Origin of the sequence: Kribbella sp. NPDC050241 (assembly GCF_044459685.1) — a bacterium.
Lineage (GTDB): Bacteria > Actinomycetota > Actinomycetes > Propionibacteriales > Kribbellaceae > Kribbella.
The window spans coordinates 1,018,535-1,037,555 of the sequence record NZ_JBITJE010000003.1; the positions used below are offsets into that span (position 1 = coordinate 1,018,535).

22 protein-coding genes are annotated in these 19,021 nt (G+C 68.6%); 11 read left to right on the forward strand and 11 right to left on the reverse strand.

Features of this window, described 5'->3' with window-relative positions:
• The first annotated feature begins 5 nt into the window (after positions 1-5).
• On the forward strand, positions 6-326 hold the full coding sequence (locus tag ACIBG5_RS19745; RefSeq protein ID WP_396392914.1) for a hypothetical protein: 321 nt from the start codon (positions 6-8) through the stop codon (positions 324-326).
• Positions 283-1,182, forward strand: a complete 900-nt coding sequence (locus ACIBG5_RS19750; protein ID WP_396392915.1) for a LysR family transcriptional regulator — start codon at positions 283-285, stop codon at positions 1,180-1,182. Before ACIBG5_RS19745 ends, ACIBG5_RS19750 begins: the two co-directional genes overlap by 44 nt.
• 32 nt (positions 1,183-1,214) lie before the next feature.
• Here ACIBG5_RS19750 and ACIBG5_RS19755 read toward each other — a convergent pair whose 3' ends face one another.
• Positions 1,215-1,979 carry an SDR family oxidoreductase gene (locus tag ACIBG5_RS19755; protein ID WP_131363716.1) on the reverse strand — a complete coding sequence of 255 codons (765 nt, stop codon included), beginning with the start codon at positions 1,977-1,979 and terminating at the stop codon, positions 1,215-1,217.
• A gap of 50 nt (positions 1,980-2,029) precedes the next feature.
• Between ACIBG5_RS19755 and ACIBG5_RS19760 the strand changes: the two genes are divergently transcribed.
• The 3 genes from ACIBG5_RS19760 to ACIBG5_RS19770 all read left to right on the forward strand — a co-directional run bounded on the left by ACIBG5_RS19760 (position 2,030) and on the right by ACIBG5_RS19770 (position 5,552).
• Positions 2,030-2,698 (forward strand): pyrimidine 5'-nucleotidase, encoded by a 669-nt coding sequence (locus ACIBG5_RS19760; protein WP_396392916.1) that lies wholly within the window; start codon positions 2,030-2,032, stop codon positions 2,696-2,698.
• Positions 2,699-2,809: 111 nt separating this feature from the next.
• Entirely contained in the window at positions 2,810-3,514 is a 705-nt protein-coding gene (locus ACIBG5_RS19765; RefSeq protein ID WP_396392917.1) for a FadR/GntR family transcriptional regulator, read from the forward strand.
• 79 nt (positions 3,515-3,593) lie between these two features.
• Positions 3,594-5,552 (forward strand): glycosyl hydrolase family 28-related protein, encoded by a 1,959-nt coding sequence (locus ACIBG5_RS19770; protein WP_396392918.1) that lies wholly within the window; start codon positions 3,594-3,596, stop codon positions 5,550-5,552.
• Here the strand turns inward: ACIBG5_RS19770 and ACIBG5_RS19775 are convergent.
• A complete protein-coding gene (locus ACIBG5_RS19775) occupies positions 5,512-7,047 on the reverse strand; it encodes an MFS transporter (protein ID WP_396392919.1) in 1,536 nt (511 codons plus the stop codon). The genes ACIBG5_RS19770 and ACIBG5_RS19775 overlap by 41 nt on opposite strands.
• Before the next feature lie 95 nt (positions 7,048-7,142).
• On the opposite strand from ACIBG5_RS19775, the gene ACIBG5_RS19780 reads away from it, so the two are divergent.
• On the forward strand, positions 7,143-7,571 hold the full coding sequence (locus ACIBG5_RS19780; RefSeq protein WP_396392920.1) for a MarR family winged helix-turn-helix transcriptional regulator: 429 nt from the start codon (positions 7,143-7,145) through the stop codon (positions 7,569-7,571).
• Here ACIBG5_RS19780 and ACIBG5_RS19785 read toward each other — a convergent pair.
• Positions 7,568-8,116 (reverse strand): maleylpyruvate isomerase family mycothiol-dependent enzyme, encoded by a 549-nt coding sequence (locus ACIBG5_RS19785; protein ID WP_396392921.1) that lies wholly within the window; start codon positions 8,114-8,116, stop codon positions 7,568-7,570. The two genes, ACIBG5_RS19780 and ACIBG5_RS19785, sit on opposite strands and share 4 nt — an antisense overlap.
• A gap of 39 nt (positions 8,117-8,155) precedes the next feature.
• Here ACIBG5_RS19785 and ACIBG5_RS19790 point away from each other — a divergent pair, with 39 nt between their 5' ends.
• The gene (locus ACIBG5_RS19790) at positions 8,156-9,307 is read left to right on the forward strand and encodes a pyridoxal phosphate-dependent aminotransferase (RefSeq protein ID WP_396392922.1); all 1,152 of its coding nucleotides are present in this window, start codon (positions 8,156-8,158) and stop codon (positions 9,305-9,307) included.
• Between the two features lie 123 nt (positions 9,308-9,430).
• Here the strand turns inward: ACIBG5_RS19790 and ACIBG5_RS19795 are convergent, their stop codons facing one another.
• The 3 genes from ACIBG5_RS19795 to ACIBG5_RS19805 all read right to left on the reverse strand — a co-directional run bounded on the left by ACIBG5_RS19795 (position 9,431) and on the right by ACIBG5_RS19805 (position 11,072).
• A complete protein-coding gene (locus tag ACIBG5_RS19795) occupies positions 9,431-10,030 on the reverse strand; it encodes a hypothetical protein (RefSeq protein WP_396392923.1) in 600 nt (199 codons plus the stop codon).
• 87 nt (positions 10,031-10,117) lie between these two features.
• Positions 10,118-10,468 carry an ArsC/Spx/MgsR family protein gene (locus ACIBG5_RS19800; protein ID WP_396392924.1) on the reverse strand — a complete coding sequence of 117 codons (351 nt, stop codon included), beginning with the start codon at positions 10,466-10,468 and terminating at the stop codon, positions 10,118-10,120.
• A gap of 31 nt (positions 10,469-10,499) precedes the next feature.
• A complete protein-coding gene (locus tag ACIBG5_RS19805; RefSeq protein ID WP_396392925.1) occupies positions 10,500-11,072 on the reverse strand; it encodes a hypothetical protein in 573 nt (190 codons plus the stop codon).
• Between the two features lie 97 nt (positions 11,073-11,169).
• On the opposite strand from ACIBG5_RS19805, the gene ACIBG5_RS19810 reads away from it, so the two are divergent.
• Positions 11,170-11,625 carry a GNAT family N-acetyltransferase gene (locus tag ACIBG5_RS19810; RefSeq protein ID WP_396392926.1) on the forward strand — a complete coding sequence of 152 codons (456 nt, stop codon included), beginning with the start codon at positions 11,170-11,172 and terminating at the stop codon, positions 11,623-11,625.
• Here ACIBG5_RS19810 and ACIBG5_RS19815 read toward each other — a convergent pair.
• Positions 11,622-12,221, reverse strand: coding sequence for a hypothetical protein (locus ACIBG5_RS19815; protein ID WP_396392927.1), 600 nt, complete (start codon positions 12,219-12,221; stop codon positions 11,622-11,624). The genes ACIBG5_RS19810 and ACIBG5_RS19815 overlap by 4 nt on opposite strands.
• A 76-nt stretch (positions 12,222-12,297) precedes the next feature.
• On the opposite strand from ACIBG5_RS19815, the gene ACIBG5_RS19820 reads away from it, so the two are divergent.
• Positions 12,298-12,858, forward strand: a complete 561-nt coding sequence (locus ACIBG5_RS19820) for a dihydrofolate reductase family protein (RefSeq protein ID WP_396392928.1) — start codon at positions 12,298-12,300, stop codon at positions 12,856-12,858.
• A gap of 47 nt (positions 12,859-12,905) precedes the next feature.
• On the opposite strand, the gene clpB is transcribed toward ACIBG5_RS19820, so the two are convergent.
• Positions 12,906-15,488: an ATP-dependent chaperone ClpB gene (clpB, locus tag ACIBG5_RS19825; RefSeq protein WP_396392929.1), complete on the reverse strand. Its 2,583-nt coding sequence runs from the start codon at positions 15,486-15,488 to the stop codon at positions 12,906-12,908.
• Between the two features lie 150 nt (positions 15,489-15,638).
• Between clpB and ACIBG5_RS19830 the strand changes: the two genes are divergently transcribed.
• Positions 15,639-16,364, forward strand: coding sequence for a PA domain-containing protein (locus ACIBG5_RS19830; protein WP_396392930.1), 726 nt, complete (start codon positions 15,639-15,641; stop codon positions 16,362-16,364).
• Entirely contained in the window at positions 16,361-16,495 is a 135-nt protein-coding gene (locus ACIBG5_RS19835; protein ID WP_396392931.1) for a hypothetical protein, read from the forward strand. The genes ACIBG5_RS19830 and ACIBG5_RS19835 overlap by 4 nt, the downstream gene beginning before the upstream one ends.
• A gap of 54 nt (positions 16,496-16,549) precedes the next feature.
• Here the strand turns inward: ACIBG5_RS19835 and ACIBG5_RS19840 are convergent, their stop codons facing one another.
• From ACIBG5_RS19840 to dnaJ, 3 genes are all read right to left on the reverse strand, one after another.
• Positions 16,550-17,086 carry a GNAT family N-acetyltransferase gene (locus tag ACIBG5_RS19840; protein WP_396392932.1) on the reverse strand — a complete coding sequence of 179 codons (537 nt, stop codon included), beginning with the start codon at positions 17,084-17,086 and terminating at the stop codon, positions 16,550-16,552.
• A gap of 291 nt (positions 17,087-17,377) precedes the next feature.
• Entirely contained in the window at positions 17,378-17,833 is a 456-nt protein-coding gene (locus ACIBG5_RS19845) for a heat shock protein transcriptional repressor HspR (protein ID WP_131363688.1), read from the reverse strand.
• Positions 17,833-19,002 carry a molecular chaperone DnaJ gene (gene dnaJ / locus ACIBG5_RS19850; protein ID WP_396392933.1) on the reverse strand — a complete coding sequence of 390 codons (1,170 nt, stop codon included), beginning with the start codon at positions 19,000-19,002 and terminating at the stop codon, positions 17,833-17,835. Before dnaJ ends, ACIBG5_RS19845 begins: the two co-directional genes overlap by 1 nt.
• Positions 19,003-19,021: the final 19 nt, after the last annotated feature.

The following is a 19,021-nucleotide window of genomic DNA, read 5'->3' on the forward strand; positions in this document are numbered from 1 at the left end:
TCACCATGCACTACGTCCCCTTCTCCGTGGTCAAGTCGATCCACGAGCAGACCCACTCAGCAATGCCGAACGCACCGGTCGTCCCGCACATACGGCGCGGTCCACGCCGGCACCCGCTGCGCGCCTTACGGCGGCTGATGCAGCGGCCGACCACCGTGACCAAGGCGGCACCCGTCGCCGAGGTGGCGCCCGCCGCCAAGGTGGAGGCGCCGGCGTTGACGCTGGTCTCATCCACGGCCGGCCCGAACGGGTCTGCCATGGAGCTGTGCGAAGCTGAGGTTCGTGATCGAGGTACGACGACTGCGAGTGCTGCGCGCGCTTGCTGATCACGGCACCGTGACTGCGGCCGCCGAGGTGCTTCACCTGACGCCCTCGGCGGTCTCGCAGCAGCTGGCCGCACTGGAGTCCGAGGTCGGCCAGGAACTGCTCGAACGTCGCGGCCGCCGGGTCGCGATCACCTCGGCCGGCCGCCTGCTGCTGACCCACACCGACACGATCCTCACCGAGGTCGAGCGCGCCGAAGAGGCGATGCGGCTGCACGCGAACGGCAGCACCGGCGAGGTCCGCATCACCGCGTTCGCGACCGCGATCAGTCTGCTGGTCGCGCCCGCCCTCGCCCGGCTTCGCGCAACGAATCCCGGCCTCGACCTCGTCATCCGTGATGCCGAAGGTCATCAAGGCATCACCCAGTTGCTGGACGGCGACGTCGACATCGCGATCGCGGTCGAACACCGCGGCTCGCCACGCCCCGACGACCGGCGCCTGGTCCGGATCCCCTTGTACGCCGAGCCTTTCGTCGCGGTCCTGCCACCGTCACATCCGGCCGCGGCTCACGACACCATCGAACTGGCGATGCTCGCCGGCGACGACTGGGTGATGACCGCGCCCGGCAATCCGATCCGGGATGTGGTCGTGCTGGCGTGTGAGCAAGCCGGCTTCCAGCCGCGCGTCGTCCATCAGTCCGACGACTTCCGCGCCGTCGCCGCGCTGGTCGCCGCCGGCGCTGGTGTGTCACTGGTCCCACGCCTCGCCGTACCGGCTCCAACCCTTGCCCTCATCCGCCCGCTCCCCGACCCCGTCCCCACTCGGAGGGTGTACGCCGCAGTCCGCCCAGGTCGCGCCGACCACCCACTCGTCACCGCCACCCTCGCCGTCCTCACCGAGGTAGCCGAAAAACTCTGACGCCCCCGAGTCGTTGCCGCAGGCCACCAAAATCAGCGGCGACGGCCGTCCAGACCCACTGTGGAAAGGCGCGCGATGAGCGTGCGTGGGGTGTAGCGGGCGGCGGCCATCAGGAGCTTGTAGCGGAGGCTCGGGATCGAGATCGCCTTCCCGCGCATGAGGTCCTTCCAGGCGGCGTCGACCATGTCGGTCGCGTTCAGCCACATGAACGAGGGAATCACCGACTTGTCCATCCCCATCCGGTCGTGGAACTCGGTGTGCACCAGGCCCGGGCACAACGCCATCACGGCGACCCCCTTGGCGTGCAACTGGATCGCCAGGCCGGCCGAGAAGGTCGTCACCCACGACTTGTGCGCACTGTAGGGACCGCGCTGCAGGAACCCGGCCACCGACGACACGTTGATCACCGCACCCGACCCCCGCTCGATCATCGGGAGTACGGCGGCGTGCGTCAGCCGCAGGACGACGCGCACCAGCAGGTCGAGCTGCTTCTCCTCGGTCTCGACCGAGTTCGCCCAGAACGGCTTCTTCTGCCCGAAGCCGGCGTTGTTCACCAGCACCTCGATCGGCCCGGTCCGGAACCGCTCCTCCACTCTGGCGAGGTCGTCCCGATCGGTCAGGTCGGCCGCGATCACCTCACAGGCCACGCCATGCAGGCGGGTGAGGTCGGCCGCGACCTCCTTGAGCCGCGCCTCGTCCCGCGACACCAGCACCAGGTCGTATCCCTCCACCGCCAGTTTGTCGGCGAAGGCCCGGCCGATCCCGGTCGCAGGTCCGGTGATGAGCGCAGTCGGCACGTTCGATCCTCCCGTCGGTGACGCACCCAGTCTGTCATTACCCTGGCCAGATGCCGCCGGACCTCGACACCTGGATCCTCGACCTGGACAACACCTTGTACCCGGCGGACTCCGCACTCGCCGCGCAACTCACGCACGGCATCCTGTCGACCGTTGCAGGTTTCTACGACACCGACCTCATCGGCGCCCGGCGGATCCAGGCCGAACTGGTCGCGCAGTACGGCACCTCACTGCGCGGTGCGATGATCACGCGCGCCATCGACCCGCACGAGTTCCTCGGTTTCGAGCGGCGGATCGACTATTCGGTGCTCACCCCGGACGCGACTCTTGCCACCGCGTTGCAGGCGCTGCCTGGGCGCAGGTTCGTCTACACGAACGGCTCGGTCTACCACGCCGAGCAGGCGCTCGACCGCCTCGGACTGACGACCCACTTCGACGGCGTCTTCGACATTCTGGCCGGCGACCTGATCCCGAAGCCGTATCCGGAGAGCCTCGACGCGTTCCTGACCCGCTTCGCGATCGACCCCACCCGGGCGGCCATGGTCGACGATCTCGAGGTCAACCTCACCCTTCCGCACGAGCGCGGGATGACGACCGTCTGGATGTCGGGCGAGCCGTTCGCGGACGGGACGCCGTACCGGCGGATCGCGCCCCGACGGTGGCACGCGTGGGATCTGCCAGCCGTTCTCCGGTCCATGGTCGCGCGCGCTGACATCTGACGAGTTGGCGTTGCCCCGCCGTACGACCCCCGTTAACCGGGCGATGTGACCGCGAGTGGTCTGAGGACTTACGCTGCACACCTGAGTCTGCGGGGACAGGGGAGGTAGCGAATGGCAGCCACCGACAAGGCGTTGGCCGGCCTGCGTCAGATGATCGCATCGGGCCAGCTCGGGCCGGGGGCGAAGTTCCCGCCGGAGCCGGAGCTGTGCGACCACCTCGGCGTGTCCCGCAGCTCGTTGCGTGAGGCGGCTCGTTCGCTGGCGGCGCTTGGCGTGATCGAGTCGCGGCATGGCTCGGGCACGTATGTGTCGGCGCTGGATCCGGCGGAGATCATCAGCCGGTTCTCGTTGTCGGTCGAGCTGATCCCACTGGAGGGTGTGCTCGAGTTGCTGGAGGTACGGCGGGTGCTCGAGGCGCACGCCACCGCCGCGGCGGCCGCGCGGCAGGATCCGGAGCTGGCCGCGCATCTCAGCGACATCCTCGATCGCCTCGAGTCGACCACTGACTCGACCGAGATCCAGCATCTCGACGCCGAGTTCCACGGCGCGATCTGTACGGCGGGCGGCAACCCGACGGTCACCGCGCTGACCGGCGTGATCCGGGGTCGCGGCGGTCACTACCGCATCTTCGAGCCGGGCGAGGACTTCGCGGCGATCAAGCAAACCAGCGACCGCGGCCACCGCGCCATCCTCGCCGCCATCGCCCGCCGCGACCCCTCGGCCGCCGCCACCGCCGCCTCGGCCCACATAGCCCAGACCGAACTCTGGCTCCGAGCCCTCCGCCCCGACCCCAAGGTCGAGATCCCCGCCGACTGACAGAAATTTTCTCCCGCCTGTCGACATCTTGCGCAGATCTACATACCCTCCAGACAATTCGTTCGGAGGGGATCCGCCAATGTCCCGATCACACCTGCGCACCCTGGCCGTCGTACTGACGACCGCCGTTCTCGCCGCCGTCCTCACCACCCCAGCGATCGCCACCCGCCCAGCTCCCCGCATCACCCGAGCCGGCCTCGACCCCACCCTCGTCGCCGGTCGCGGCGCGCAGGTCCCGTTCCTCGAGCAGGAGGCCGAGAACGCCTACTTCACCGGCGAGAAGATCGGCCCGAGCCGCGAGGCCTACACCCTGCCGGCCGAGGCCTCCGGACGCACCGCCGTACGCCTGCAACCCAAGCAGTACGTCGAATTCACGCTGACTCGACCAGCGAACGCGCTGACCCTCCGCTACAGCATCCCGGACACGCCGACCGGCGGCGGCCTCCGAGCCCCACTGGACGTCACTGTCAACGGCAAGCACAAGCGCACGATGACACTCACGTCCGAGTACGCCTGGCTGTACGGGATGTATCCGTTCTCCAACGACCCGAACGTCGACCCGATCCCCGGCTGGTGGAAGCCCGAACCGGACCCGGTCGCCAAGCCGTTCCGCCCGAACCACTTCTACGACGAACAGCGGCTCCTGCTCGACCACACCTACCAGGCCGGCGACCGTGTCCGATTCGCCGTACCGCCGAACACCCCAGCCGCCTGGTACGTCATGGACCTGGCCGACTTCGAGCTCGTCGAAGCACCGCTCAAGCAACCGCCCCGATCCCTTTCGGTGCGGCTGTTCGGCGCCGACCCCACCGGCCGGTACGACGCGGCGCCCGCGATCGAACGCACCATCTCACTGGCAAAGCGCCTCGGCCTGTCGGTCTTCATCCCGCCGGGCACCTACCAGGTCAACCGGCACATCGTCGTCGACCAGGTCACCGTCCGCGGTGCCGGCAACTGGTGGACGATCATCAAAGGCAAGGTCCTGCCACTCGACGAACCCGCGCCCGACAAGTCCGTGCACAGCGCCCCCGGCTTCTACGGGAAGTACGCCGCCGATGGCGGCAGCACCGGCGTACACCTGTCCGGCTTCGCGATCGAGAGCGACGTACGGGAACGCATCGACACCGACCAGGTGAACGGGATCGGTGGCGCGATCGGCGGCGGCTCGACGATCGAGAACCTGTACCTGCACCACACCAAGGTCGGCATCTGGCTGGACGGACCGATGGACGGCCTCCTGATCCGGAACAACGTCATCACCGACGCCGTCGCCGACGGGATGAACCTGCACCTCGGCGTATCGAACGTCCGGGCGACCAACAACTTCGTCCGCAACAGCGGCGACGACGGCCTGGCGATGTGGTCGGAGTCGAACCCCGACGGCCTGGTCAACCACGACAACGTGTACGACCACAACACGGTCCAGACGCCGGTGCTCGCCAACAACATCGCCATCTACGGCGGGCGCGACAACGCGGTCACCGACAACCTGGTCGCCGACCCGATCCGCGAGGGCAGTACCTTGCACGCCGGCTCGCGATTCAACGCGACGCCGTTCGAGGGGACGCTGCGGTTCGCGCGGAACACCACGGTTCGGGGTGGTCCGCGCGACCTCAACTGGGATCTCGGCCTCGGCGCGATCTGGCTGTACGCCTTGCAGTCGACGATGTCCGGCACGATCGAGATCACCGACAGCTCGTTCCTCGACTCGACCTACAACGCGATGATGTTCGTCGTCGACTGGCCGGTGAAGGACGACTACGCGATCACAAACGTTGCCGTTCGCAACATCAAGGTCGACGGCACCGGGACGAACGTGGTGAACGCCCGGGTCGGCGGCTGGGCGACGTTCGAGAATGTCGACGCGCGGAATGTCGGCGCTCCGTTCGTCAACAACTGCGGCACGTTCCACTTCGACGGTCCGCCCGAGTTCGACGTACGTCTGCTGGCCGGGAACGACGGCGGGTGGTCCGGCGCGACCTGGTGCGAGGACCGGCCTACCGTCGTACCGCCTCCGCCACCCTCGGCGTGGAACTGACCCGCTGCCGGAAGGCCAGCGTCAGCACGATCGCCCCGGCGAGAGTGAAGCAGGCCGCTACCACGGCGGCTGTGTGCATCGCGTGCAGGAAGGCGTCGTTCGCGGCGCCGACCAAGTCCGGGCGATGGATGACTCCGGCCGCGTGTCGCGTGGCCTCGGCGGAAACCGAGGCCGCGTCCCGCGCGTCGGCCGGCAGACCGGTCAGCGACGGGGCGATCGCGTGCTGGTACGTCGACGACACGATCGTGCCGAGTACGGCGACACCGACAACACTGCCGACCTGGCGGATCGCATTGTTGACCGCCGACCCCGCACCGATGCGATCCATCGGCAGAGTCGCGATCACGGCCGCCGTCGTGGGCGCCACGATCGCACCGATCGCCAGCCCCGCCAGGGCACCGACCACACCGACCCACACCAGCGAGGTGTCGACCAGATAGGTGAGGTTGAGCGCGTGACACAGCGCGAACGCGGCCAACGCCGTACCGCAGACCTTCGCGACACCGAAGCGACCGGCCAGCCGGGCCCCGAGCGGTGAGCCCAGCACGACGCCTGCTGCGCTGGGCAACGACATCAGACCGGCGGACAGCGCACTCATGCCACGCGCACCCTGCAGGTAGAAGGCCAGATAGAAGCTCTGACCGGTCAGCGTCAGGAACACGCCGGCGAGCACGAGGTTGCCGGCCGCGAAGCGGCGGTTGCGGAACAGCCGCGGATCGAAGCTCGGCTCGTGTTCACGCCACTCCGAGTAGAGGAATCCGGCCAGCAGGACCAGACCGGCGGCGATGCTCGCCCATACCTGCCAGCGACTCCAGCCGCCTTGGTGGCCGCCCTCGATCAGACCGTAGGACAAGCCGAGCAGGCCGAGAGTCGACAGGCCGAGGCCGAGCGGGTCGAGCCGGCGACGCTGCGGGCTTCTGGGGTTCGGGAGGACGAGGCGGGCGCCGAGCAGACCGGCCGCGACGATCGGCAGGTTGATCAGGAACACCGATCCCCACCAGAAGTGGTCGATCAGCAGGCCACCGAGCACAGGACCGACGGCCACACCCAGACCGGCCGCCGACGACCAGACGGCGATCGCACCAGCACGCCGCTCGGGCGGGAAGGTCCAACCGATGATGGCCATCGACGTCGGCCCGAGGAGCGCGCCGCCGAGGCCCATGGTGCCGCGGGCGATGATCAGCGAGGTCGGACCGTCCGCCCAGGCCGCCCACGCAGACGAGGCGCCGAACACGACCAGACCGAGCATCAGGACAGTCCGGTGGCCGTAGCGGTCGCCGAGGGCGCCGGCCGCGAAGAGTGCGGTGGCGAAGAGCAGTGAGTAGATGCCGATCGCCCATTGCAGTTGGCCCGGCGTAGCGCCGAGACCTTCGACGGGGTCGGCGAGCCGTTCGAGGGCGATGCCCAGAACGGTGGAGTCGATCCAGATGAGAAGGGACGAGACGACGAGGATCGTGAGGATGCGGCGTTGCCGCGCGGGCTCGATCGAGGACACGAAGTCTCCTATGATTGACAGGACCCTGACGAGGTTTCGAGTCTCTCTCGATTGTCAGGAACCTGTCAATCCTATTTATCGGCAGAATTGGGTTCATGGACCTCGACGACCCGACCGGCTGCGTGACCTTCCTCGTCCGGCACGCCTGGCTGAGCATGCGCTCCGCGCTCGCCGACGCCCTCGACCAGCACGGGCTGTCCGTGCAGCAGTACGGCGTACTCGTGCTGGTCTCGAAGCTGCCGGGGCAGACCGTCGCCGAGGTCGGCCGCGAGGTGGGTACGGCGCGTCAGTCCGCGAACGAACTGATCAGCGGGATGGAGCGCGCCGGGCTGCTCGAGCGGCGGCCGAACCCGAAGGACCGGCGGACCCAGCAGGTCCACCTCACCCCGGGCGGCGAGCAACGCCTGATCGACGTGGGCCCGGCTGTTCGCAAGGTCGAGGAGGACCTGGAGGCGTCGTTCAGTGATGCCGACCGCGCGGCGGCTCGCGCGTGGCTGCACCACATGGTCGAGAACGCCGGCTAGCGGCCGCTGCGGACCAGCAGCCGTTCGAACTCGGTCGACGCCGTCAGATCGGTCGGCGGCCGGAAGCCCTCCTCCGCGAAGGACTCACCGAGCATCCTGGTCAGCCCGGAGTGCGCCAGCGCGACGGTCGCGTCGTCGTACCTGATCGATCGGCCGAGTCCGGTGGCGAGATCCCAGCTGTGGATGACGGTCTCGGCGACGAGTTCCTCGACGAGGTGCCCAACCGGGGTTTCACCGCGGTACGGCAGGTCGATCGTGGCCGGGGCCTGGCTGAGGTGGGTGACCAGGTCGGCTTCTCGGAGGTCGCGGGCCGGGTCGTCGGTGAGGGTGTAGGTCGGCGATCCGTCGGCGAGGGGCGGCTCCTGCCCGACCGCGCAGGCTGCGAAGACCTGTTGCCAGCCGATCACGTGCTCCAGGAGGCGGCGTACGTCGTATTCGCCGCACGGCGTGGGCCGCGTCACGTCCGCGGGGCTGAGGTGGTCGAGCAGTTCCTGCATGATGTGTACGGCGTTCGTCAGGAGGGTCAGCCGCTCGTCGTTCCGCACAGCACGATCTTGCCGCGTGGAGGGGGTTAGGGTCGGGGCATGCGCGAACACGCTGTGCGGTTGGACGGGCTCGGGACGACGATCTTCGCCGAGATGTCGGCGCTCGCGGTGGCGACCGGATCGGTGAACCTCGGGCAGGGATTCCCCGACACCGACGGGCCCGACTCGCTGCTGGAGGATGCGATCGCGGCGATCCGGGCAGGCGCGAACCAGTACCCGCCGGCGCGCGGCATCCCCGCGTTGCGGCAGGCGATCGTCGACCACCAGAAGCGGTTCTACGACTTGTCGTACGACCCGGACACCCAGGTCCTCGTCACCACCGGCGCGACCGAGGCGGTCGCCGCCGCGCTGCTCGCGTTCGTCGAACCGGGCGACGAGGTGATCGCGCTCGAGCCGTACTACGACTCGTACGCCGCCGGGATCGCGTTCGCCGGCGGCCGCCGCATGCCGGTCACGCTCCGCGCCCCCGACTACCGCCTCGACCTCGACGAACTCCGCGCCGCCGTCACGCCGCGCACGAAGGTGCTGCTGATCAACTCGCCGCACAACCCGACCGGCACCGTCCTCACCGACGACGAACTCCGCGGCATCTGCGCGGTCGCGATCGAACACGACCTGGTCGTCATCACCGACGAGGTCTACGAACACCTCGTGTACGACGGCCTACGGCACACCCCACTGGCGTCGTACGACGGAATGGCCGAGCGGACCGTGTCGATCAGCAGCGCCGGCAAGACGTTCTCGGTCACCGGATGGAAGATCGGCTGGGTCACCGGTGCGCCTTCGGTCGTGACCGCGGTGACGACCGCGAAGCAGTTCCTCACCTTCACCTCCGGCGCGCCGTTCCAGCCGGCCGTCGCCAATGCGCTTGCCCTGGGCAACGAATACTTCGACGCCCTGCGCGCCGACCTGCAGTCGCGCCGCGACCTGCTCTGCGACGGCCTCGCCGCCCTCGGCTTCGAGGTCCACCGCCCGGCCGGCACCTACTTCGTCACCACCGACATCCGCCCACTGGGCCACACCGACGGCATCGCCTTCTGCCGCATGCTCCCCGAACGTGCCGGCGTCGTCGCCATCCCCCACCAGGTCTTCTACGACAACCCAGCCCCCGGCCGCCCCCTCGTCCGCTGGGCATTCTGCAAACAACCCGAAGTCCTCAAAGAAGCCCTGACCCGCCTCCAAAACCTCTGAACCGGATCCCGCATGACATCTGGTGCTGCGGTGTGACACACTGTCATCAGCTCACGAGCGCTGCTCGATCGAGAAGTGAGGCTGGGAACCCCTCCGGATGGTGGGACCCAGCCTTCGCGTTTTCTAGCGCACCACAACGTCGTGCCGATTGAGGATCTCCTCCAGCGGCAGCACCCAGCGCGGTTCCCCCAGGGTGGCAGCAGTCACCGCGCCCGCGATCGCGTCCGGGATCCAGAGCATCGGGTCGTCCTTCGGCCGCGCGAACCTGACCACGAGGCTGTCCGGCACCAACCCCTTCCGGCGGGCGCTGTCGATCAGTCTGATGTCCCGGCGGTCGGGCACCGCGGATCGCCATTCCATCCACACGTCGCCGACTCCGAAGACCGCAAGCTCGTGAAGCAACCTCTCGAGGCAGCAGCGTCGTGCGCGTTCCTGCTTCGGGCCCAGCATCGGCGACCCGACGACCACGACGGCGGCCAGGTCCAAGCTCGCGATGAACGCAGTGACCGCATCCCGGCGTTTGGGCGACTCGTTAGCCCAATGAAGTCGCCCGGTACGCCCCAGCGTGAGCGCGCGCAATCGGTCTCTGACCTCAGGGCAGGCGGCGAGATCGGCGACCGCCGCGGCCATCGTGTAGGCCCCGTCCGAACCGGTTCGACCGACAATGACCGATTCGTCGACCCAGGCGGTCAGGGCGAAGTCCGGCGGGAGAGCGGTGTGCACCCACGGATTGTGCAGGAAATGGACGTCTGATCGCGGGCTCTGTCCACAGGTGTTTTGGGGCAGGTGGGGGCAGGCCGGGGCAGATCGTCAGGGGAGGAAGCGGGAGAGGGTTTCTGGGTCTCGGGCGACGGCGGTGGTGGCGTCGTCGGCGGTGAGGATGGGGCGTTGGATGAGGATGGGGTGGGTGACCATCGCTTCGATCCACGCGGTGCGGTTGGCGGCGTCTCGGGGGAGGTCGCGGAGGGGTTTGGCGTCGGGTTCGTTGTGGCGGACAAGGTCCCAGGGCTCGAGGTTGAGGCGAGACAGGACCTCGGTCAGTTCGGCCGCGGTGGGCGGGTCGTCGAGGTAGCGGCGGACCGTGTAGGTGACCCCGGCCTCGTCGAGGGCCTTGGTGGCGGTGCGGCACTTGGAACAGGCCGGGTTGATCCAGATCTCCACGGATGAATTCCTTCGGGGTGGGGCGGACGCGTCAGCGGTGGTGGAACCAGAGCTTGGTCGGCTGCTGGAGCATCAGGAACAGCAGTGTGGCGTGAATCGCCAGCCCGAGGATGCCGCTGGGCAGCGCAACCACTCCACCCACGATGCCGATCGCGGCGACCACGATCAGCATGACTCGGGCCCACGCGCGGCGCTTCCGGACGAAGATCGCCGGCAGGATGTAGACGAAGGCGCAGATCACCGCCGCCGCCACGGCGACGCCCTGCGCATCCTTCGTGCCGGTGAGGACCTCGGAGATCTGCTCACCTGCAGAGGTCAGCGCCAGACCGGCCAGCAGGATGCTCATCACGCCCAGGCCGAGCGAGATGACCGCGGCGATCGTGACCTGCTTGGGCGGAGCCACCGGCGCCTGCGCCGTCGGGCCCGCGCCGTACACACCGCCGTACGCACCAGGCCGATCGCCGTACGCACCAGGTCGGTCACCGTACGGCGTCCCGCCAGGCGACGGCGGACCCGCTACATCTCCGGGTGAGCCGAAGACACCGCGATACGGACCGGGCCCGTGCTCGGCCCGTCCCGGCTCGTCGCCCTGCTGCTCGGTCATGCGCTGAAGACTTCCTTCCACCATCCCCCACCCCTGATCCTCGCAGATCGCCCAAATTCTGTTGCCCGTCAACGGAGCCGAAGGTGATGGTGGCCCTGTGGATGCTGCCGAATTCGAGCTGCGGAGTGGTGTCGATCCGGGACTCGAGGAGGACCTGGTCGACCGACTGGTCGAGTACAACAAGGAACGGTCCGAGGTGGTCCGGGAGCGGTTCGAGCCGGCGAACCTCAAGTCCGAACCGGTGCACGTGTTCGCCCTCGCACCTGACGGATCACTCCTCGGCGGCTGTGCAGGCCGGGTGGAGCGGAGCTGGCACTGGCTCACGATCGACACGATGTGGGTCGACGCGAACGCCAGAGGCCAAGGCATCGGAACCGCCCTGCTGGAGGCGATCGAGGCGCAAGGCCGAGCGCGCGGTTGCCGGTGGGCCGACGTCACCACGTTCGATTTCCAGGCGCCGGACTTCTACCGCAAGGCCGGGTACGAGCAGTACGGCGTCAAACGCGACTACCCACCCGGACACACAAACCACTTCCTCCGCAAGAACCTCTAGGACTCGCTGAGGGTGATGTCGAGGTGGGGGAAGGTCAGGTGGGGGTGTAGATCGGCTGGCGTGAGTGGGGCGAAGGCTGGGGCGTGGAAGTGGACCGAGGTTCCCGTGGTGCCGTCGGAGTCGGCGGGGTCCAGGTCAGTCACCGGTACGCCGTACTCGTAGCGCTGGGTCCACGAGCCGTTGAGGCGGCGGTTGGTGTGGGTGAGGCGATCGCTCAGGGCGGCGACCACTGACATACCGCGGCGCGGGTGCCCGTCGGGGAGGAGCGGCGCGGCCGGGTCCTCGAAGAAGCGAAGGTCCTGCGTGGCCATGACCGGCTTCTTGATCGGTCGGCCGTGCTCGTCGACCCGGGTGTCCGTGCCGCGCCCGTCGTCCGTGATTGTGATCGAGCCGTCGGCGTGGAGCGTGACTGTGCAGACACCTCGCCGGCCGGCGGATTCGGCCTCGTCGTCGGGATAGGCAACGACCTCCAGCACGAGGTGGAGCAGCCCACCAGGCGCGTACCGCTCGATATTGGCCCGGATCTGGGCCAGGTGCTCCCGATCCACCGATCCAGCCCAGTCGTGCGTGGTGTTCACCCATTCAGCCCGTGTCACCGCACCATTCTCTCCGATTCCTTTGCCGCCGCCCCAAGGTCTACACGGGTGAGACGAAACTCCTGGAAGGAGAATCATGCGCAGGATCATCGCGTCGGCCTTGATGACGTTCGACGGTGTGGCCGAGGACCCCGGCGGTTTCGGCGGGGCACCGTTCGGGGGGTGGGCCGGGCCGTACTTCGGTGACGAGGCTGTCCGGCGGTCGATGGAGAAGCTGTCGAGCTGTGACTACTTCCTCTGCGGCCGACGTACCTATCAGATGTTCTCCGCCGCGTGGGGGAACGCCGAAGGCCCGTACGCCGAGGCGCTGAACCGCATCCCGAAACTGGTGGCTTCCACAACGCTGACCGGGGAACTCACCTGGAACGCGTCGCTGCTGGAAGGCGACGCGATCGAGGCACTGAAGCGGATCAAGGCAGAGCCCGGCAGGGACATCATCATGTACGGCAACCCGACGCTCCTGCACAGCCTGCTGCGCAACGGGCTCGTCGACGAGTTGGACATCATGGTGCATCCGCTCGTCCTCGGCACCGGCGCCCGCCTGTTCCCGGACGGCGCACCCCGCACCGAGCTCAAGCTGGTCAGTCAGACCACGCTTCCGACCGGCGTCATCGCACTGTCCTACAGCCCCGCCTGAGCAAACAAATGCTGGGCCGGCACAAGGCCGGCCCAGCATTCAGAGGGTTAGGCGGGGCTGACTTCCAGGGCGTCCTTCGCCTCGTTCAGGGTGACGTTGACGGTGTCACCATCCCGGACACTGCTGTTGAGCAGACTCCGGGCCAGCTCGTCACCGATGGCAGACTGCACCAGCCGGCGCAGCGGACGAGCGCCGTACACCGGGTCGTAGCCGGTCATCGCCAGCCACTCCATCGCGCCCTCGTCGACGTCCAGGGTGATCCGGCGATCGGCCAGACGGCGCTGCAACGCCTTGATCTGCAGGGCGACGATCTGGGTCAGCTCCTCGCTGCCGAGCGCGTCGAACAGCACGATCTCGTCCAGCCGGTTGATGAACTCCGGCTTGAACGACTGCCGCACGACCGCCATCACCTGGTCGCGCTTGGCCTTGTCGTCCAGCCCAAGGTCCGCCAGGTACGCCGACCCCAGGTTGCTGGTCAGGATCAGGATCACGTTGCGGAAGTCGACCGTGCGACCCTGGCCGTCGGTCAGCCGACCGTCGTCCAGCACCTGCAGCAGGATGTCGAAGACCTCGGGGTGCGCCTTCTCCACCTCGTCGAGCAGGATCACCGAGTACGGACGGCGGCGGACAGCCTCTGTGAGCTGGCCACCCTCCTCGTACCCGACGTAGCCGGGCGGGGCACCGACCAGCCGCGCGACGCTGTGCTTCTCGCCGTACTCCGACATGTCGATGCGGACCATCGCGCGCTCGTCGTCGAACAGGAAGTCCGCGAGCGCCTTGGCCAGCTCGGTCTTACCGACACCGGTCGGACCCAGGAACAGGAACGAACCGGTCGGCCGGTCCGGGTCGGAGATGCCCGCGCGAGCACGCCGTACGGCGTCACTCACGGCCTTGACCGCCTCGCGCTGGCCGATCAGCCGGCGACCCAGCTCGTCCTCCATCCGGAGCAGCTTGCCGGTCTCGCCCTCGAGCAGCCGGCCGGTCGGGATGCCGGTCCACATCGCGATCACCTCGGCGATCTCGGTCGGGCCCACCTCCTCGTTGACCATCGCGTCCGGTCCCTCGGCGACCTCGGGCTCCTCCGACGCACTCTCCAGTTCCTTGGTCAGCTCGGGGATCTCGCCGTACAGGATCCGGGAGGCGGTCTCGAAGTCGCCGTCGCGCTGCGCCCGCTCGGCCTGGCCGCGGAGCTCGTCGATGCGCTCCTTGACCTCACCGATGCGGTTCAGGCCGGACTTCTCCTTCTCCCAGCGGGCCTCGAGTGCACGCAGTTCCTCCTCGCGGTCGGCGAGGTCGGCGCGCAGCCGCCCGAGTCGCTCCTGGCTGGACGGGTCCTCCTCACGCGACAGCGCGAGCTCCTCCATCTTCAGCCGGTCGACAGTACGCCGGAGCGAGTCGATCTCGACCGGGGACGAGTCGATCTCCATCCGCAGCCGGGACGCGGCCTCGTCGACCAGGTCGATGGCCTTGTCCGGCAGCTGGCGACCGCTGATGTAGCGGTGCGACAGGGTGGCCGCGGCCACCAGGGCGGAGTCGGAGATGGCGACCTTGTGGTGCGCCTCGTAGCGCTCCTTCAGACCGCGCAGAATCGCGATCGAGTCCTCGACCGACGGCTCACCGACGAACACCTGCTGGAAGCGTCGCTCCAGCGCCGGGTCCTTCTCGATCCGGGTCCGGTACTCGTCCAGGGTGGTGGCGCCGATCATCCGGAGCTCGCCACGGGCCAGCATCGGCTTCAGCATGTTGCCGGCATCCATCGAGCTGTCGCCGGTCGCACCGGCGCCGACGACGGTGTGCAACTCGTCGATGAAGGTGATGATCTGGCCGTCGGAGTCCTTGATCTCGGTCAGTACGGCCTTCAGCCGCTCCTCGAACTCACCGCGGTACTTCGCGCCCGCGACCATCGCGCCCAGGTCGAGGCTGATCAGCCGCCGGCCGCGCAGCGACTCGGGCACGTCACCGGCCACGATCCGCTGGGCCAGGCCCTCGACGACGGCGGTCTTGCCGACGCCGGGCTCACCGATCAGGACCGGGTTGTTCTTGGTACGCCGGGACAGCACCTGGACGACCCGGCGGATCTCGGAGTCTCGTCCGATCACCGGGTCGAGCTTGCCGTCCTTGGCCCGCTCGGTCAGGTCGACGCCGTACTTCTCCAGCGTCTTGGTGGTGCCTTCGGCCTCCGGGGAGGTGATCCGGCGGTTGCCACGCATCTGGTCGAACGCCTGCAGCAGCGCGTCCGCGGTGACCCCGAGCGCGGTCTTGGCGTTGCCCTCGACGGTGGCCAGCGCGATCAGCAGGTGCTCGGTGGAGACGTACTCGTCCCCGAGCCCGAGAGCCCGCTGCTCCGCCTGGCTCAACACGTCGCCGGTCTTCGGCGACAGGCTCGGCGCCTGCACGCTGCCACCGCTCGCCTTCGGCAGGCGGCTCAGCTGCTCGGCGGTCCGGCGGCGTACCGCGTCGAGGTCACCGCCGGCGGCCTCGAGCAGGCCGACGGTCGTCCCCTCGGGCTGCGCCAGCAGCGCGGACAGCAGATGAATCGGTTCGACGGTCGGATTGCCCGCCGAGGAGGTCTGGCGGATCGCGACCGACAGGGTTTCCCGGGCCAGCGTCGTCAACCGCTGAACGTCCATATGGGTTCCAGCCTTTCAAGCTCAAGCAACAGCAAACACTGGGTACAACCTATCCAAACTTGAGTCCATTCCACTCAACTCTGGGAAATCCCCGGGAAATCTCAGGGTCGGGGCAGAACCTTCGGCCTCGATGCGCGGCGCGGCAAGCCAGTGGACCTGAAGGTCAAGGGCCAGTCCGGTCTGACGGCTCGCGAGCGCGGTACGGTCTACACCCGGTTCAACACCGCGGGGATTCCCACCGGCGGCAACTCCATCAGCACCACCGGCGCACCGCGGGTCTTCACCGCCACTCCGGTCGGCAAGCCGGCCACCGGGACGAGTGAGTTCGCCGCCGCGTCGCGGCTGGAGGTTCCGCCGTACCGGATCACGGCCGGCAAGGACCAGTACGCCGTACTCGACTACTACTTCGGTCCGCGGTTCACCGGGGCGAAGGACCTCCAGGTCAGCGAGGACCCGCAGGACGTGCACGGGAAGCTTGCCGTGATCAAGTTCAAGGACGAGGACTGGAACGGCAAGCTGGTCAAGGCCGCCCAGGACGCGGGCGCAGCAGCCGCACTGCTCTACAACCCCGATGTGGCAGGCGATAACGGGGTCAACGGCTTCTGGGCGACCGGCGAAGGCGAGGCGGCCACCATCCCCGCGATGCGCACCTCTCGGGAGACGGTCCGTCGCCTGCTCGATCACCAGGGCACGGTCCGGATCGCCGGACAGGCTGCGACGCCGTACGTCTACGACCTGGCGATCCCCTGGCGGAACCAGGTGCCCGCCAACCCGACAGTCACGGCGCAGCCCGACCAGTTCGCCCGGGTCGACGAGGTGTTCGGGTCGCACGCGGACGGCATGCTGACGGTCAGCTGTGGACCCGACTGCCGTTGAAGCAGACCGGTTCGGCCCAGTACACGACGACCGTCACAGCCAAGCAGTCACCGTCGTTCCGCATCACGGCTGTTGATGCCAAGGGCAACAAGCTGGTGCAGGAGATCACCAAGGCCTACGGCCTGAAGTAGTGCGAATGGGGGTGGCTCGCGGCCACCCCCATGCATCGCTGCCCGGCTACTGGTTCACTTGCCGAACTCGGCCGCGCGGATGCGGTACACCTGGAGCGTCAGGTCGTAGTACTTGTCGGTCTCGCCGACCCACACCATCCCGAGCCGGGCGGCGGTCGCGATGGCGCGCTTGTTGTTCGGGCGGGCGACGGCGAACAGTTCGTCGGTCGAGCCGTCCTTGAACGCCCACCGCATCAACGCGCGACTGGCCTCGGTCGCGTACCCGTTGCCCCAGGCGCTCGGCCGCAACTGCCAGCCGATCTCGAGATCCTCCTCGTACGGCGGCAGCAGCCGGATCAGCAGGCCACCGACGACCTCGCCGTCGTCGCGGCGGGTGATCGCCCACCGGCCGGCCGGTGGGACGAAGTTCGGCTGGGCCTCGATCCAGGCCTGCAGGATCATGCGCATGGTGGCCACGTCGGTCACCTTGTCGATGGCCGGCGACAGCCAGGGCGCCACGTCGGGCGAGCCGTAGATCTCGAGCGCGGCGTCGGCGTCGTCTTCTTCCCAGTCCCGGATCAGCAGCCGGTCCGTCTGCAGGCTCAGCGTCACCCCGCCAGGGTATGCCGCCGGGCCAAGGGAAACGAGGGTCGCGGGTGACCGGCAGATGAACGCGAGCAGCCCCCGGACCAGCCGGGGGCTGCTGCTGCGATCGAGCCGCAGGGCGGTCCTGGAACGGACCACCCTGCGGGGGCCGAAGGGTGCTGGGGGAGCACACCTTCGGCGGTGGAGGCGTCGGGGGGACGACGGCCTCCACGGACCGGAGGCTCCGAGGGGGGAGTCGGAACATCTCCGGTGGTCGGAGGGGGTCAGCGGCTGACCGTGGCCGGGTGGCGGCGCCGGTCAGCGCGGTCCCAGCTCGAGCGGCTGGGTCCGGATCCATCGGGTGGTGGTCTGCTGCCGACCCATGGCGATCACGTCGCCGGCCGGGCCGGCCGAGAAGACCCGGCTGCTGCTGCTCTGCCGGGACACACCCACACCCCGCTGGACTTCTGCCAGTAGCTGGTTGACCCGCTTGCGCAGGTCCTCCACTTCGGACTGTAGCGCGAGAATGTGCCGAATTCCCGCCAGGTTGACGCCCTCTTCCTGGGACAGGTGCTGCACGTAGCGCAGCTTCGCCACGTCGTACGCCGAGTACCGCCGCCCGCGGCCGGACGCCCGGCTCGGCGTGACCAAGCCGAGCCGGTCGTACTGGCGCAGGGTCTGCGGGTGCATGCCGGCCAGTTGGGCCGCCACCGAGATCACATAGATCGGGGTGCGGTCGTCCCAGGTCGGCACCTGGCTGAACGGGAGGCCCATCAGGAACTCCCGAACAGCCCGGCCCGCAGGTCAGGGTGTTCCGAGGCCGAGTTGAACTCCTGCAGCTTGGCGCGCTGCTCCTCGGTCAGTTCGTGCGGCACCTGCACCTCGATGGTGAGCAGCAGGTCGCCCTTCGTGCCGTCCCGCCGGACGGAGCCCTTGCCACGGACGCGCAGCTTGCTGCCGTTCGCCGTACCAGCAGGGATCCGGACCGTGACGGGCATACCGTCCAGGGTCGGCACCTTGATCTCGGCACCCAGTGCCGCCTCGGTGAAGCTCACCGGGACGTTCAGCGTCAGGTGCTCGCCCTGGCGGCCGAAGATCCGGTGGGTGTGCACGTGCACGGTGACGTAGAGGTCGCCCGCGGGGCCACCTCGCTCGCCGGCCGCGCCCTTGCCCTTCAGCCGGATCCGCTGACCGTCCTGCACGCCCGCCGGGATGCGGACCTGCATGGTCTTGCTCGACTGGCCGCGGCCGGAACCGTGGCAGGTCTCGCACGGCTGGTCGACGACCAGGCCGCGGCCCTTGCACTCGGTGCACGGCTCGGTCATGGCGAACACGCCGCCCTGGACCGAGGTCTGCATGCCCGTGCCTTCGCACTTCAGGCAGACCTTCGGCACCGTGCCGTACTTCGCGCCGGTACCGCGGCAGGTCTTGCACGGCTCGTCACTGGTCATCCGCAACGCCACGGTGACACCGTTCACGGCCTCGGCGAACTCGATCGACGCCTCGGTCTCGATGTCGGCACCGCGCCGCGGCCGCGCCGTCGACGAGGTGGTCGTGGTCCGGCCGCCACCGCCGAACATGCCGCCCAGGATGTCGCCGAGGCCACCACCGCTGCCTCCGCTGCCGCCGCGGTTGAACAGGTCGCCGACGTCGAAGTTGAACCCGCCGCCCTGTCCGCTGCCACTCGGCATCCGGAAGCCGCCGCTGCCGAACAGCCGGCGTGCCTCGTCGTACTCCTTGCGCTTCTTCGGGTCGCCGACGACGTCGTACGCCTCGGAGACCTCCTTGAACTTGGCCTCGGCGCTGGCGTCCCCGGCGTTGGAGTCGGGGTGGTACTTGCGCGCCAGCTTGCGGTAGGCCTTCTTGATCTCATCGGCCTCGGCGGTCTTGGAGACGCCGAGAACCTTGTAGAAGTCCTTCTCGAGCCAGTCCTTCGTGCTCATCCGACGCCTCCCCTCCAGC

Coding starts and splice junctions, on each gene's coding strand:
- ACIBG5_RS19745 (WP_396392914.1), top strand. CDS start 6: ATGCACTACGTCCCCTTCTCCGTGGTCAAGTCGATCCACGAGCAGACC.
- ACIBG5_RS19845 (WP_131363688.1), bottom strand. CDS start 17,833: ATGGGCCTCCCGTTCAGCCAGGTGCCGACCTGGGACGACCGCACCCCG.
- ACIBG5_RS19765 (WP_396392917.1), top strand. CDS start 2,810: ATGGCAGCCACCGACAAGGCGTTGGCCGGCCTGCGTCAGATGATCGCA.
- ACIBG5_RS19770 (WP_396392918.1), top strand. CDS start 3,594: ATGTCCCGATCACACCTGCGCACCCTGGCCGTCGTACTGACGACCGCC.
- ACIBG5_RS19790 (WP_396392922.1), top strand. CDS start 8,156: ATGCGCGAACACGCTGTGCGGTTGGACGGGCTCGGGACGACGATCTTC.
- ACIBG5_RS19780 (WP_396392920.1), top strand. CDS start 7,143: ATGGACCTCGACGACCCGACCGGCTGCGTGACCTTCCTCGTCCGGCAC.
- ACIBG5_RS19805 (WP_396392925.1), bottom strand. CDS start 11,072: ATGACCGAGCAGCAGGGCGACGAGCCGGGACGGGCCGAGCACGGGCCC.
- ACIBG5_RS19820 (WP_396392928.1), top strand. CDS start 12,298: ATGCGCAGGATCATCGCGTCGGCCTTGATGACGTTCGACGGTGTGGCC.
- clpB (WP_396392929.1), bottom strand. CDS start 15,488: ATGGACGTTCAGCGGTTGACGACGCTGGCCCGGGAAACCCTGTCGGTC.
- ACIBG5_RS19760 (WP_396392916.1), top strand. CDS start 2,030: ATGCCGCCGGACCTCGACACCTGGATCCTCGACCTGGACAACACCTTG.
- dnaJ (WP_396392933.1), bottom strand. CDS start 19,002: ATGAGCACGAAGGACTGGCTCGAGAAGGACTTCTACAAGGTTCTCGGC.